At 53.2% G+C, this 14878-nt stretch carries 10 protein-coding genes and 1 pseudogene; 4 read left to right on the top strand and 7 right to left on the bottom strand.

Annotation, left to right across the window (positions count from 1 at the left end):
- Positions 1-65 precede the first annotated feature (65 nt).
- Both ACWIUF_RS15815 and ACWIUF_RS15810 read left to right on the top strand, forming a co-directional pair.
- Positions 66-251 (top strand): annotated as a pseudogene (locus tag ACWIUF_RS15815) (NAD(P)H dehydrogenase subunit NdhS); the annotation flags it as partial.
- A 431-nt stretch (positions 252-682) separates the two neighbouring features.
- A complete protein-coding gene (locus tag ACWIUF_RS15810; RefSeq protein WP_448573483.1) occupies positions 683-2620 on the top strand; it encodes a CHASE2 domain-containing protein in 1938 nt (645 codons plus the stop codon).
- Here the strand turns inward: ACWIUF_RS15810 and ACWIUF_RS15805 are convergent.
- Entirely contained in the window at positions 2603-3829 is a 1227-nt protein-coding gene (locus ACWIUF_RS15805) for a 4-hydroxy-3-methylbut-2-enyl diphosphate reductase (protein WP_448573482.1), read from the bottom strand. The two genes, ACWIUF_RS15810 and ACWIUF_RS15805, sit on opposite strands and share 18 nt — an antisense overlap.
- On the opposite strand from ACWIUF_RS15805, the gene ACWIUF_RS15800 reads away from it, so the two are divergent.
- Positions 3761-3991, top strand: a complete 231-nt coding sequence (locus ACWIUF_RS15800) for a hypothetical protein (RefSeq protein WP_448573503.1) — start codon at positions 3761-3763, stop codon at positions 3989-3991. The two genes, ACWIUF_RS15805 and ACWIUF_RS15800, sit on opposite strands and share 69 nt — an antisense overlap.
- Here ACWIUF_RS15800 and ACWIUF_RS15795 read toward each other — a convergent pair.
- The 5 genes from ACWIUF_RS15795 to ACWIUF_RS15775 form a co-directional block, all read right to left on the bottom strand.
- Positions 3988-4617 (bottom strand): TVP38/TMEM64 family protein, encoded by a 630-nt coding sequence (locus tag ACWIUF_RS15795; protein ID WP_448573481.1) that lies wholly within the window; start codon positions 4615-4617, stop codon positions 3988-3990. The two genes, ACWIUF_RS15800 and ACWIUF_RS15795, sit on opposite strands and share 4 nt — an antisense overlap.
- Positions 4618-4975: 358 nt before the next feature.
- Complete coding sequence (locus ACWIUF_RS15790; RefSeq protein WP_448573480.1) at positions 4976-6511, bottom strand: mercuric reductase; 1536 nt, start codon at positions 6509-6511, stop codon at positions 4976-4978.
- Positions 6512-6929: 418 nt separating this feature from the next.
- Complete coding sequence (gene ahcY / locus ACWIUF_RS15785) at positions 6930-8207, bottom strand: adenosylhomocysteinase (protein ID WP_448573479.1); 1278 nt, start codon at positions 8205-8207, stop codon at positions 6930-6932.
- A 161-nt stretch (positions 8208-8368) separates the two neighbouring features.
- Complete coding sequence (locus ACWIUF_RS15780) at positions 8369-11701, bottom strand: alpha-mannosidase (protein ID WP_448573478.1); 3333 nt, start codon at positions 11699-11701, stop codon at positions 8369-8371.
- Between the two features lie 167 nt (positions 11702-11868).
- Positions 11869-12555 carry a Uma2 family endonuclease gene (locus ACWIUF_RS15775; RefSeq protein WP_448573477.1) on the bottom strand — a complete coding sequence of 229 codons (687 nt, stop codon included), beginning with the start codon at positions 12553-12555 and terminating at the stop codon, positions 11869-11871.
- 82 nt (positions 12556-12637) lie between these two features.
- Between ACWIUF_RS15775 and ACWIUF_RS15770 the strand changes: the two genes are divergently transcribed.
- Positions 12638-13573, top strand: coding sequence for a class I SAM-dependent methyltransferase (locus ACWIUF_RS15770; protein ID WP_448573476.1), 936 nt, complete (start codon positions 12638-12640; stop codon positions 13571-13573).
- A 36-nt stretch (positions 13574-13609) separates the two neighbouring features.
- Here the strand turns inward: ACWIUF_RS15770 and ACWIUF_RS15765 are convergent, their stop codons facing one another.
- Positions 13610-14800, bottom strand: coding sequence for a response regulator (locus tag ACWIUF_RS15765; RefSeq protein WP_448573475.1), 1191 nt, complete (start codon positions 14798-14800; stop codon positions 13610-13612).
- Between the last annotated feature and the right edge of the window lie 78 nt (positions 14801-14878).

The raw sequence follows: 14878 nt of genomic DNA, 5'->3' as shown, positions 1-14878 counted from the left end.
TGCATCGTGGTCAAGAACCGCTAGGCTAGTAAGGGTAAAGTGTAGTGAACGGATCGCCAGCGATGATTCTTCCCGGTTCCACCGTGCGCGTGACTAACATTGATGACATTTACTACGGTTTTCAGGGCTTGGTGCAGCGGATTAGTAACGGTAAGGTTGCTGTCCTGTTTGAGGGGGGCAACTGGGATCACTTGGTCACCTTCCGCCCCTCCGAACTCGAAGCCGTTGATCTGAGCACCGCCAAGCGGTAAGGGCAACGCCAAGCAGTGCGGCGATCGCCCGCTTTCGCCGTCCTTGGCAAGCTCTAGGGACGGGGGTTTTGACGGCTACCGGTGCTCGCCAACCCGGATGGGTCTGGACGAACAGTTGGAGTATCGTTTTTGGGAGCTGCCGTTTTCAATGGGACTGGCATCCTTATTAAACCGATTGCCTAACCAATTTCCTAAAGGTGTTCCTAAATCCCAGGTGTATCCCTGAGCCACGATCGCGATCGGTGAATCGCTAGAATAGGGGGGATTGTGCTAGCCATTGGTTAATAATTTTGAGCATAGGGGTTAGGGGTGCCAGAGGGGTGGCCTTCAACCCCTGGCTGGGCCTAGCGGCGGGGATTGGCATCACCGTTCTCGTGACCCGGATGGGTATATTCGTTTTCAGTTAGTTTACGATTCCTCATGGTTGCTCGATGGTGGGGCTACACGCACGCTTACCCAATCTTCGCCCTTGGCGGTTGCCCCTGCTGATTGCTTCGGGTGTGACAGGCGCGATCGTCCTGCTGAGTTTTACGGGCGTTTTTCAACTTCTGGAATGGGTACTGCTTGACCAGGCATTTCGCTGGCGGCCACGGGAAGGTCCCGATCCGCGCATTGTGATTGTGGGGATTTCGGAAAGCGATATTGCCCAACTCCAGCAATGGCCCATGTCGGATCAGATATTAGCCCAGCTACTCGAACGAATCCGCAGTGCCCAGCCACGGGTGATTGGGTTGGATCTCTATCGTGACTTGCCGGTTGAACCGGGCTACGCAGAACTGGTACACATCTTTCAGACAACCCCTCACCTGATTGGAATTCAGAAAATTCTAGGTAGTAATGTTAGGCACCCCCCAGCCCTGGCACCCCAGACCCAGGTGGGTATTTCGGATTTTGTCATTGATACGGATGCTAAGATTCGGCGGGGCTTATTGACGGCGACCGATATGCATGGGGTACTTCGGGAAAGTTTGGCGTTGGTGTTGGCGTTGCGTTACCTGGAGGGGGAAGGGGTCACCCCAGTCCCCCTAGCGGGGGGCGGACTAGGAGGCCCACCTCGGCAGCGGGTACGCCTAGGGCAGGCGGTGATCCAGCAGTTTTTGGGGCATGATGGGGGGTATTGGGGAGCGGACGATCGGGGTTACCAAATCCTGCTGAATCTGCGAGGGCCAGCTTGCCAGGAGGGCGGACGGGATTGTCCCTTTAAGACGGTGAGTATGTTCGATGTCCTGTCGGGGCGGGTGCCGGATACCCTTTTCTACGATCGCATTGTCCTGATCGGCCCGAAAGCGCCTAGCTTGGGGGATTCTTTCTATAGTTCCTTCAGTACGGATGATCTGAGTGCCCATACGGGGATCGAAATCCATGCCCACCTCACCAGTCAATTGATTAGCGCCGCCCTAGATGGCCGATCGTTGCTGCAAACTTGGCCAGAGTGGCTGGAATGGCTGTGGGTTTGGGTGTGGGCCGCTGGGGGGGCGGCCTTGGGGGTGCATTTTCTGAGTTATCGTTGGTGGGTCCTCCTCGGCCTCCTGGGCTGGAGTGGTGGTCTCTTGCTCGCAGCCTATCTCCTGTTTTTGTTGGGTTGGTGGGTGCCAACCTTTATGCCCTTATTGGCCGTGGGCAGTGCTGCGATCGTGAGTATTGGCTGGGTGCTATGGGCGAATCTCAAGCTCTCCTACCAGCAACTAGAAGACTATGCCCAAACCCTGGAGCAAAAGGTGGAGGAGCGCACCCAGGAATTACGGCTGGAAATTGAGCAGCGCAAGCAAATTGAACTGGCTCTGCGCGAAGCCAATGAAGAATTACAGCGTATTTCAATTCTCGATGAGCTAACTGGGATTGCCAACCGTCGCTGTTTTGAGGAGCGTCTGACCTACGAATGGCAACGGATGCTGCGCGAACAGGGATTTTTGTCCTTAATCCTCTGCGACGTGGATTACTTCAAGGCATATAACGATACCTACGGCCACCCGGCGGGCGATCGTTGTTTACAACAGGTGGCCCACGCTTTACAGCAGGCCGCGCGTCGGACCACGGATTTAGTAGCCCGCTATGGTGGAGAAGAGTTTGCGGTCCTCCTGCCGGGTACCCCACCAGCGGGGGCCAAGCGGGTGGCGGAGGCCATTCGCGAGGAGTTAGCCAAGCTCCAGGTTGAACATCTAGACTCGGCGGTGAATGCCTATGTCACCCTGAGTTTGGGTGTGTTTGGGTTTGTCCCCAATAGTGATCGCCCCCCCAATCTTTTGGTATCGGGGGCCGATCGGGCACTCTATCAAGCGAAGCACCAGGGCCGCAATCAGGTGGTGCAGTATGCCCCCACGGCCAGTGGTGAGCCACTATCCCTAGAATCCCTAACGCGTGAGGGCTGAAGCTGGGGCGGCGAGGTCGGTACTCAGGGCAAAAATTTTCTCAATCACCTGTTCAACCACCTTATCGGGGGTGGAGGCACCGGAGGTAACGCCTACGGTAATCGGCCCTGCTGGCAGCCAAGGATCGTGTACTACGAGATCTTGACCGAGGGGTTTGTGTTCTACCCGGTTGCCGGGACCGATGCGATCGGCGCTGTCGATGTGGTAGGAGGGAATCTGGCGATCGATGGCGATTTCCTGTAAGTGGGTTGTATTCGAGGAGTTGAAGCCGCCAATGACGACCATCAAGTCCAGGGGGGCTTCCACCAGGGTTAGCATGGCATCCTGGCGTTCTTGGGTAGCATCGCAGATGGTGTTGAAGCTGAGAAAGTGTTGATTGAGGTCTAGGGGACCATATTTTTGCAGCATCGTATGCTCAAACAGTTTGCCAATTTGCTCGGTTTCGCTCTTGAGCATGGTGGTTTGGTTGGCAATGCCTACCCGTTCTAGGTCGCGATCGGGGTCAAATTCTGCCGAACAAGCTCGCCCAAATTTGGCCATGAACTCGGTCCGATCGCCGCCCTTGAGGATGTAGTCGCAGACATAGCGGGCTTGGTCTAGATTCAGGACAATCAAATATTTACCGGCAAAGGAACTGGTGGCGATCGTTTCTTCGTGGTTGTATTTGCCGTGAATAATCGAGGTGTAATCAACCTTTTTGTGCTTTTCGACGGTGTTCCAGACCTTCGAGACCCAGGGGCAGGTGGTATCGACGATCGTGCAGTTTTTGTCATTAAGTAACTGCATTTCCTGAACACTGGCACCAAAGGCCGGCAGAATTACCACATCCCCTGCTGCAATCCCGGTGAAATCTTTCTGACCATTGTTGACGGGGATAAAATCGACTTGCATTTCCCGCAGGCGTTGGTTCACGGAGGGGTTATGGATAATTTCGTTTGTAATCCAAATCCGTTCCTGGGGAAAATGCTGCCGGGTTTCATAGGCCATTGCTACTGCCCGCTCGACTCCCCAGCAGAATCCAAAGGCTTCGGCCAGCCGAATGGTGACGTTGCCCCGCTGCAACTGATAGTGGTGATCGCGAATTTCCTGGATTAGATTGCTCTGGTACTCTTGCTCCATGACACCTGCCACTTCGGTAGCGTGGCCAAATCCCTTGCGGTGGTAGTTGTCGGAGTGCTGGAGCGCACGCTTGAAGGCTTTGGTATCCATGCGATCGTGATTAACAGTGTGGGTAAACGTGGTTCTACAGTTAACACCTTACCGAAAAATCAGGACTTGCAGACGCTGGGTGCCCAATTGGCACAGGTATTGCCAGGTATGGCCATTCCCTGCCCGCATCAGAAACGGCTGGAACCATTGCCCCCTGCCTAGGGCTGAAGCTCTTTCAATTCAGCGGCTAACGCCCGACGGGCAAGGCGGGTGACATAGACGGTGACCGCCAGCGTGGCCAGAAACCCGATAATGCGAATCACCCACTGTACCGTCGCATTGGTCGGTGGTTCTGCTGTCCCCAGCATGGCCAGATCCCCGGCCAATGAACCTAGATAGACATACATCACCGTACCCGGTATCATCCCGATCGAACCCAGGGCATAATCCCTCAAGCTCACGCCCGTAATACCAAAGGCATAATTCAACAGATTAAAGGGGAAGACGGGCGAAAGGCGGGTCAAGAGGACAATTTTGAAGCCTTCTCTCGCAACGGCCTGATCGATTGCGGCAAATTTTGGCTGACTGGCGATCCTTTGGCTAACCCAGCCCCGTGCCAGATAGCGTCCCACTAAAAACGCCGCGATCGCGCCGATCGTTGCCCCAATAAATACATAAATCGAACCCCAAAATACGCCAAAAATAATACCTGCGCCCAGCGTTAAAATCGATCCTGGCCAAAAAGCCACCGTGGCCCCAATATAAAGGGCAATAAAAATGAAACCACCCTCGACGCCCAATCCTTCTACCCACTGCAAGGCTTCGTGCAGCCATCCTTGGAGGTTCAACCTAGAGACCTCCCCTCCTGCTGGCATTAGCGTGGAAACTGCCAGCAACCAGAGAAGCTGCATACCGCTGAAATAGGTCACGCTTTTGCCTCCGTATGATTACATTTAATGCTATCCGGTTCCGTATCCAGGCTCAACCGATAGCTAGCCCTGATACAGCACTTTTATATCCAATGAGAGATACAGTACTTCCATACTTGGTGAGGTACAGCCAAGGGGCTTAAGCCCCTTGTTCGCTAGGCTTGACCGTACTTCATGAGAGAGGGAACGGCGGTAGGCAAGGTACTTGAGTATCTGGTTGATAAGGTTTGGATGTACTTCGTCAGACCGAGAAAGGTTGTCATCCGCCTCTAAGCCCTTAACTGAGTTTTGATAACAATTTTAAGAAGGATTGGGTGCGAGGGGTCAACAATGTCCGACGATAGGTATCTGCCGCCTTTTTAATCATCTCTGCTTGGGTGGGATAGGGATGAATCACACTGGCTAGGGCATTGAGTCCCTGCTTCGTCACGATCGCGAGTGTAATTTCACTAATCATTTCTCCCGCATGGCGGGCCACGATCGTTGCTCCCAGAATTTGATCCGATCCCTGTTTATGCAAGATTTTGATAAAGCCCTCGGTTTCACCATCGGTAACCGCACGATCGACACTGCTTAGGGGGATCTTAATAATATTTGTATTTAATCCTTGCGTCTGAGCTTCCGATTCATAGAGGCCCACATGGGCAATTTCTGGGTCCGTATAGGTCACCCAGGGCATCACTAATGTACTTAGCCGACTGCGTCCCAACCCAAACGGAGCAAATAAGGCATTTTTAATCACAATTCGTGCTGCCGCGTCTGCCGCATGGGTGAATTTCCAATTCATGCAAATGTCCCCCGCTGCAAAAATACGCGGATTTGTGGTTTGCAAATAATCATTGACCGTGACCCCGCCACGGCTATCGTATTCAACGCCAACTGCCTCTAAATTTAAACCCTCCACATTTGGCGTGCGTCCTACGCTTACTAAGATCTCATCAACCAAAACAATTTTTAGCATCCCATCCTGTTGGTAGGTGATGACCTTACCTGTCGGGACGACTTCAACTTTTTCTAATCTGCCATCAAGGACAAGGTTGATATTTTCCTGACGGAAGCGATCCTGAATAATCGCAGCTGCATCAGCATCTTCGCGATCGAGCAAATGGCTATGCTTATGTAACAACGTGACCTGACTCCCTAGGCGCTGAAACGTTTGGGCTAATTCACACCCGATCGGGCCTCCGCCCATCACCGCAAGTCGCGGGGGGCAATGCGTCAGCGAAAAGACGGTTTCATTAGTCAAATAGCCCGCTTCGGCTAGTCCCGGTACTGTCGGACGCGTGGCACGGGCACCAGTGGCAATCACTGCTTTTTTAAAGCACAGGTGACGATCGTTCACTGCAATCGTATTGCCATTAACAAACTGAGCCGATCCTAAAAATACATCGATGCCCAATTGCCGAAACCGTTCCACTGAATCATGATGGCTAATCCCAGCGCGAATTCGCCGCATACGTTGCATCACCGCCGGAAAATCAATGGCGATCGCGTCGGGTGGCTGAATCCCGTAAGGAGCGACATCCCGCAGAGCCGCAACGGCACGGGCGGAACGAATCACACACTTGGAGGGTACACAACCAACATTCAGACAATCGCCTCCCAGCAAACTTTTTTCAACCAGGGCCACTCTTAAACCGAGGCCCATTCCTGCCGTACCCGCTGCGACGACTAGGCCAGCCGTTCCTGCCCCAATCACCACCAGGTCATAGCAGGCAGTCGGTTGGGGATTCACCCAATCCGGTGGGCGCACCTGGGACATGAGCATTTGATTATGCTCATCGAGCGGCTGGAGGGCAGGTTCTGTTGGCATAACACTAAAATACCCCAGGCTAATATCTTGTGAGCACCTCGATTAATTTGGGATCGGGGCAGTTCAACTGCCCTAACCGACGAGATTACGTTGCTTGTGAGCGCAAAATGTCTATGTTTCGAGGTGCCCTTGCTACTGAAGCTGGGCACAGGTGCAAAAGCTAAACGTCAGGGCAGGCAAGATGCCTACCCCATCCAGACCGCAAGGGGCGCGGCCAGGGAGACTTGGCTGTCACTGGAGAGGTCGCAGATAGGGAGGTAGAGGCTACGACCCAGTTGTTCCGGGAGCAGGAGGCATGACCTATACAGTCAACGCCAAGTCTCGCAATGTTGGTAGTCACGACTTGAGTCGTTGCGGGCTAGAGCCAACACTACAAACGTTGCATATTAAACGCTGCATCATTCAACCATGCGCTGCTCTAGGTGCCGCTCGTCCAGGAATTGAGGTACTCCACCTGGGCTGCGGTTAGCTGGTCAATCCCAACACCCATCGCCTGCAATTTTAGCCGCGCAATTTCCTGATCAACTTCGGTGGGAATTGAATGCAGACCAGGTTCGAGCTTGCCCTGATTTTTCACCAAATACTCACAGGCTAGGGCCTGATTAGCAAAACTCATGTCCATCACGGCACTGGGGTGGCCTTCGGCAGCGGCCAGATTGATCAGACGACCTTCCCCCAGCACAACGACGGATTTGCCATTGGACAGCCGATATTCTTGGGTGAAGTTGCGTACTTCGCGGATGGCTGTAGCTTGGCGGCTGAGGGCTTCCAGGTCAATCTCAATATCGAAGTGGCCGGAATTACACACGATCGCGCCATCTTTCATGACCAGGAAGTGTTCTTCCCGAATCACGTGTTTGTTGCCGGTTACCGTGATGAACAGATCCCCCAGGGGAGCCGCTTCGGCCATCGGCATGACCCGGAAGCCATCCATCACTGCTTCGATCGCCCGCACCGGATTCACTTCGGTCACAATGACATTGCCACCGAGACCCCGTGCCCGCAGGGCTGTCCCTTTGCCACACCAGCCATAGCCAACAACGACGATCGTTTTGCCTGCTAGCAGAATATTGGTGGCCCGGATAATGCCATCTAGGGTTGATTGACCGGTGCCATAGCGGTTATCAAAGAAATGTTTGGTGTCGGCATCGTTGACATTCATTGCTGGGAAGGAGAGGACCCCGTCGTTAAACATTGCCCGGAGGCGGACAATCCCCGTGGTGGTTTCTTCCGTGGTGCCGATCAGGTCTGCGATCTGGTGGGGCCGCTGTTTGACAAGGGTGGCGACGACATCACTACCGTCGTCAATAATAATGTTAGGACGGTGGTCAAGGGCAATTTGGACGTGGCGGTGGTAGGTCTCGTTATCTTCGCCCTTGATGGCAAAGACGGGAATCCCGTGATCACTGACGAGGCTAGCGGCGACATCATCCTGGGTGGAAAGGGGGTTACTGGCGATCAGGATGGCGTCGGCTCCCCCGGCTTTGAGGGCGATCGCGAGATGGGCTGTTTCGGTGGTGACATGGCAGCAGGCGACAAGCCGCACTCCCGCGAAGGGCTTTTCTTGGGCGAAGCGATCGCGAATTTGGCGCAGTACGGGCATTTCCCGTCCGGCCCATTCAATCCGCTGCTGGCCTTTGGCGGCCAGGGCGAGGTCTTTAACTTCATAGGTAGGTTTGGTGGGAGTTGCGGTCATGCAATTAGCTCTCTAAACGCCAATCTTTAGCTTACCCAGCCAAACCCAGATTTGTGCAGTGTCTCTCCTAGATCTCTAGATACTAAAAACCCGGAAGACACGATCGCTCTTTGCCACCCCCTCACGATCGCGAGGCTGAATACTCTGGCTATAGGGATGTGTCAAACGCGAGGCTCATCCAATAGGCATGGCCCAACTTGGAAACTCATGATTTTCCAGGGGGGGATGACTAAGGGAGATGAGCCGCTAGGCACACCTATGGACGATCGCTCCAGCAAATCGACAGGTGTTTCTACCGTTAGGGCTAAATCGGAGACCAACCTGAACTCAGCCGCTTGACCGTGACACTCATAGCAGCGCAGCACCCAGTGTTGGGCCTGATCCTCAGCCGGTTTTAAAGCCATCAAGACCAGATTTTCTGCTGGAATGGAGAGAAGTGTTCCGATCGGAGATAAGGTCGCACTGGCACGCTGTTCTGTTGTCGGTATCAGCAAGCGAGCACGTAGCGGTACATTCAATGCGTAACCCTGCCGGACGGTATGGGCGGTTTGCCAATTGCCCAGATGGGGATAGAGGGCATAGGTAAATTGGTGTTGACCGCAATCGGCCTCTGGATCGGGCCAAGTTGCCCCCCGCAGTAGGGTCAGCCGTAACCGATCGGGTTGGGCATCATAGCCATACTTGCAATCGTTGAGCAAACTCACGCCATAAATTGGCGGATTATCCTGGGAATTTTGCGCCTTAAGCGTGTTCGTTAAGTCAGCCCAACGTAAAGCAGGCACTTCCCATTTAGCCCGATCGGCAGGTTGGGTGGAACGCAGGGGACGTTCGATCGCGCCACAGGCAATTTCATAGGTCGCAACATCGGCTTCAATGTTAACGGGAAATGCGGCCTTTACCAGAGTGTGGCGTTCTTGCCAATTGACTGTTGTTTTGATTTTGAGCAGGGGACTCTCGGCTTCAAGAATATAATCCTGCCAAAACGTAGATTGACCAAATTGGCGAATGATCCGTAACCGAGCGATGATGGGACCCATGTCCAGCCATTGCAAAACCTTCAGTTCCGGGGCTGGTAAAGGATGTTGAGCATAGTTGGGATCGATGTTCCAAGCATCCCAATATTGACCCGTATCTGCAAAGAATTGCAGTTGATTTCCCGGTGATTGCAAAACCTCCCGCTGGGCTTGCTTATCCCATACACTGCTGAGATTGCCCGTCGCCGGATCAACGGTTACCCGCAGGTAGGCGTTTTCGAGGGTGTAGGCCCCGGTTCGTTGAACGGGTGGGATTTTAGATTTTAGATTTTTAGATTTTAGATTTTTTGATTTAGGGGATGCGGGCTGTTGGGCGAGCCAAAAAAGGTGATAGCCAACGCCAGGGATTTCGGGCGTTAGGAAAGCAATTTGAGATGGATCGGTGCTGGTTTCGGCTGTCATCGGCTGAGTGAGAAGGGGTTGACCGGCTAAATCGTAAATTTGCCACTGGGAATTCGCATCGGGTACAGTGACAGTAACAACCTGCGATCGCGCCCAATTCAAACTGTTAAACACAACGAGGGGAATGGCCCCGGTCACAGGGGGTTCAGGAATGGTAATGCGATCGCTGATTGCCGCTAACGCCTGATCGAGGATCGTCTGGGCTGTTTGTTCTGCTGCCTGCCAACCGCGATTAGCCTCGACATACACCTCTGGAATGGCAGTACCGGGCAAAATATCATGGAACTGGTTAAATAAAACCTGCTGCCAAGCTGTGGTTAATTGGGCTTGCGTCGTCGCCATAGGATTTGTAATATCTTCCCCTGCTTGTGCCGCCATCATTTGGGTTAGCGAGGCAAACAATTCTGCTTCGTAGAGAAGGTTTTCACAACAACGATTCCATGCTTTTTGATCCGCGTGGGTCGTATAACAGCCGCGATGGAATTCTAGGTAAAGCTCAGAATTGTGAACATTGAGTTTTGAATTTTGAATTTTGAACTGATCGAGAAATTCCAGGACCGTTTGAAAGCATAGTTCCGGGAAAAAAGGCGATCGCTGCCAACGACGGGCCACTTCCAACATGTCGCGGGTAGGTCCCCCGCCATGATCACCAACACCGGGTAGCCAGAGGGCGGTTAACTCTCCAGTTTTTTGTTCCCACTCGCAGGCATAGGTCGCCATTTTGACAGGGGAAATATCTTCACCGATCGGGGCGGACATGAGGCTCAATACCTGGCTGCCATCGGGGGCCTGCCACCAAAACAGATCGTTGCTGGGTTGGGTCGTATCGTTCCAGCGTAATTTTTGAGTCACAAAGTAATCAATCCCGGCTTGTTGGAGAATCTGGGGTAGTTGCCAGCAAAACCCAAAGCTATCGGATAACCAGGCAATCCGATTGAAAACACCCAATTTTTCCTGAATATACCGTTGCCCATAGAGGACTTGTCGCACCAGGGATTCCCCCTGAATCAGGTTAAAATCCGGCTCGACCCATAGACCCGCTACAATTTCCCAACGACCCGTTTTTACCTGGGATTGGATCTGGCTAAAGAGTTCGGGACGATGGGTTTCCAGCCACGCATATAAGGCAGGACTAGAGTGGCCAAAGATCAGTTCGGGAAAGTCGGCTTGTAAATTCAGCACCGAAGTAAAGGTGCGTTCGGCGGCTTCCCAGGTTTCCGCGATCGGCCATAACCAGGCGAGATCTAAATGGGCATGACCTAACAGACTAATCTGGCGTTGTTTGAGCCAAGTGGATAACGTTTGTTCTGGCTGAATTGCCCAAGTTTGCAACTGTTGGCGTAGGCGGGCAAGGGTAAGGTCAAAATCGGCGCGATCGGCTACTGCTTGCTCGGCCACTGCTTGATTAGCCAACACAGATAATTTCTCAGCGATCGGCGTTAAATAGGTGGTAAAGGTGGGCAGTAATGCTGGAATAAAGGTCTCAAGATATTGGGTGATCACTGCTAACTCATCCGCCACAAACCCCGGCTCAGGCGTATCTGGATCTAGATTTTCGACAACGAACGCCGAAGCTACCAAGGCTCCCGGATCATGTCCCGGACTCACGAGCCGAATAGCAACCAAAAACGTCATGCCTGGTGCGATCGCCTCACTGAGCAATACACGGGTTTTACAGTCAAATAAATCCCCAACCTGCCGCAATTCTCCATCAACCCACACCTCGGCCACTGCCGCCCACCAGTGCAGTGCCAGTCGTAGCGTTAAACCTGCAATCGGGTATCTATTCAGATGATTGGGAATGAGTATTTTCTGGACAAACCAACACTCCTGTTGCCCTTTGGGCCATGCGAGATGACCCTTGTCATTCAGGGACGCGATCGGCCAGCTTTCCCATCCGTCAGGGATACCGGGGGCTGCCAGTGGGGCCATGCTCCCCGGTGGTGTGACTTGGTAATGCCAGTGGGTTTGACAGGTGCAACGGCTGCATTGGGCGAGTTGGGCGATCGTTTGGGGAATCAGGGGAGGAACGATCGCGTCAGCGGGAACGGGGGACATTGACGACATGGTGAGCTAAACGTTAGGGGCTAGGGATAGGCTCAGTAGATTCTTCTGGGTTGCGCAACGCGAACGAAAAAAACGGGTGGGGTCAGCATCCTGCCTGCCACCCAGACAGCCGAGACGACTATCCCACGTCAATTTTGCGATCGGCTGAGGCTCTGATTTTAAGGCACTTGCTCCCCAACACGGTGGTTTGAGGCCACAAATGCTTGATGCTCAGGGGAATTCAAGCCTTGCTGAAGGACAGAGAGCACACTTGCCGAGTCGCCAGCTAATAAGGCAAATACCCCTAACCACAACCCTGGAAAGACTCGGCTGCGTAGGATGCCCTGATCATCTGGCACTTGGGCTACATATTCATCTGCCGCAAGCACAAACCAATCTAATTGACCCTCTAGAGTCCGCCAAACAATATATTCCTGTACCCCGTTGCGGCGGTAGGCCCGCTTTTTATCATGCAGATCGATCGCAGCACTACTGGCGGCTATTTCCACAATCAGTTCCGGTGCACCTTCAATATAATCATCGGGGCTAATGGTGGCCTGCCGACCAGGGACAAACAAAACAGCGTCAGGTTGGGGTTCATTGTCTGGATCGAGACGAACGGTCGGTTCAATTCCCAAGATCACACCGGGCGTTGCTGTTTTGTAGTTCCAGAGCCAACCAATCAGTTCGCTGTGGGGTTCGCTATGACTTTTGATGCGTAGCGGCGAGGCCATATAAACAACCCCCTCCACCAATTCCGCTTTTTTGATATTCGGCGCGGCCTGATAGCGACGCTCGAACTCTGCACGGGATAAGCGATCGCCGTTTTCCAGTGGTGGAATCGATAGAATCTGCGAGGTGACCATTGGCGTTATCTTGACCCCCGATCAGCGCGTAGCCTATGCTGGCTCAGAGTAATGCTTTACCTCCCAACCCTACCCCATTCCTATGTCTGCTGTCACTTCCGCCCCTGCCAGCCTCACCACAGCCCTGATCAATACGGTCCTAGCGATTAAGCCGATCGCCCAGTTGGCCAAACACCAGGCCCGGACCATGATGGTGAAACGGGCCGAGCAGATTGGGGTGCCCTGGCGGCAACACGTGCAGCAATTGCAAGCACTGGGGGATGAGACCTGGACAGCGGCGTTGGCAGCAGTGCAAAACCCAAAGCTCACCTATCCCGACTATTACCTGACCTCGTTCCATGCCTACGAGGAGGGCAATATGGGCTGGCAACCAGCAATGGAGGTGGAAGTGGCGGCCCGTGCGGTCCATGCTCGCATTTGGCCAGAGGCAGGGGCAGCGGGGGATAGCCGTTTGCGCCAAAGTTATCACCAGGTCCTCACAGCCCAGATTCCGACGTCTCCAGCCACGATCGTGGATCTCGGTTGTGGGGTCGGGATGAGTACCTTAGCCCTTCAGGAAACTTACCCGGATGCGGATCTAACCGGGGTGGATCTGTCGCCCTATTTCCTGGCGATCGCCCACCACCAAAACCAGCACTGCCCGCGTCCCCTTACCTGGGTTCATGCCGCCGCTGAGGCCACGGGGCTACCCGCTGCGTCCTATGATTTAGTCTCGGCCTGTCTGGTCTTCCACGAGCTACCAACCCAAGCCGCGATCGCCATTCTTCAGGAAGCGCGTCGGTTGCTGCGTCCGGGGGGCCATCTGGCGATTATGGATATGAATCCGCGATCGGAGACATTTGCGAGTCTGCCGCCCTATGTGTTTACGCTGCTGAAAAGTACAGAACCCTATCTGGATGAGTATTTCAGTCTGGATCTGGAGGCCGCGATCGTAGCAGCGGGTTTCCACCCCCCCACCGTCACGTTTAACAGCCCCCGTCACCGCACCCTGATCGCCCAAGTGAGCACAGTAGCATAGCGGCCCTTTGGTAATCTTGGGACTGAGAGCTTACCCCTAGACAGGCAAAAGGGATTGGACAACTTCTAAGAGTTGATCGAGGGTATAGGGTTTGGTTAAAAAGACCTTGGCCCCTGCGGCTAAGGCGGGTTCGCGGTTTGCTGCCAGTCCACTGATCGCAATGATCTCGGCGTTGGTATTGATGGCCTTCAGCTTTTTGATCAAGGTGATACCATCCATATCCGGCATCTTGATATCGAGAATGATTAGCCCAACGAGCAACTGCTGTTGGGTGTAAAGAGCGATCGCATCCCAGGCATTGTCAGCAACGAGTACGGAATATTGATAATGTTCCAACAAGGCTTGGGTCGTCATCTGCACATCCGAGTCATCATCTACAATCAATACCCCTTGACCCTGCGCTGGCGGTGGGCTAAGCCGTGGGTTAGGACTGGGTGAGAGTCCTGCCGCGATCGGCGGCAAATCTACCTGCGCCTGTGTTTCCCGTGTAAAGGCCAGAATTTCCTGAACCAGACTGGCTCCTTGTTTAGCGCTGTTCTCAATCAGTTGTAGCATTTCGAGAGAGGATGCCTTCAGGTTAGGGTGTTGCAAACGCAAGAGTTTGGAAACAGCCAGAATCGGCGTGAACGCATTATTGAGATCGTGGACAATTTCACTAACGCGGCTATCTACACGCTCCCGACCTTGCCTCTGATAAGACAGAACTTCCGGATCGTGTTTTTCAGTGATATGAGCGATAGGTTGGCGATCGCTAAGTTCTTGATGAATGGCTGTTACTAACCAACTATGCTCATCATGGCGTTGGGAGGTATAGTGACTGGATATCCACCGCAAAGAACCATCTTTATGATAAAAACGATACTGAACAACCGTACTCTTCTCTGCAAAAAAGACTTCGAATAATGGCATCACAATCGTTTGACAATCATCGAGAAATACACGCGACAGCCAGAGTTTTTTATCGGCCATTAGTTCTGCTCTGCTATAACCAAACAGCGCCTCACAGCCAACTGACCAATATTCATATTCCCAATCATAGGTATCAAAAACTGTAAAACTGGTAATAGCGGCGATCGTATTATTCAGAATTCGTTCAAATTTTGCCTCTGATGCTTGTAGGGAGAGTTGCAATTCTTTATGCTCAGTAATATCAGTGACAAAGCCTTCTAGCAGAAGTGTTGAATCCAGATATAAAACTTTACACTTGAGGGTGCGAGAGTCATACAAGCGTTTCTGGAAGCAAATCGTAGCTCCAATGGACGAGCGAACAGCGACGGCTGAGTTCTAGTTGCAAATAGCGAAACT

This window comes from Trichothermofontia sp. (assembly GCF_053493415.1).
Note: the sequence above shows the minus strand (reverse complement) of the source record. Positions and strands in the feature narration are given on the sequence as shown.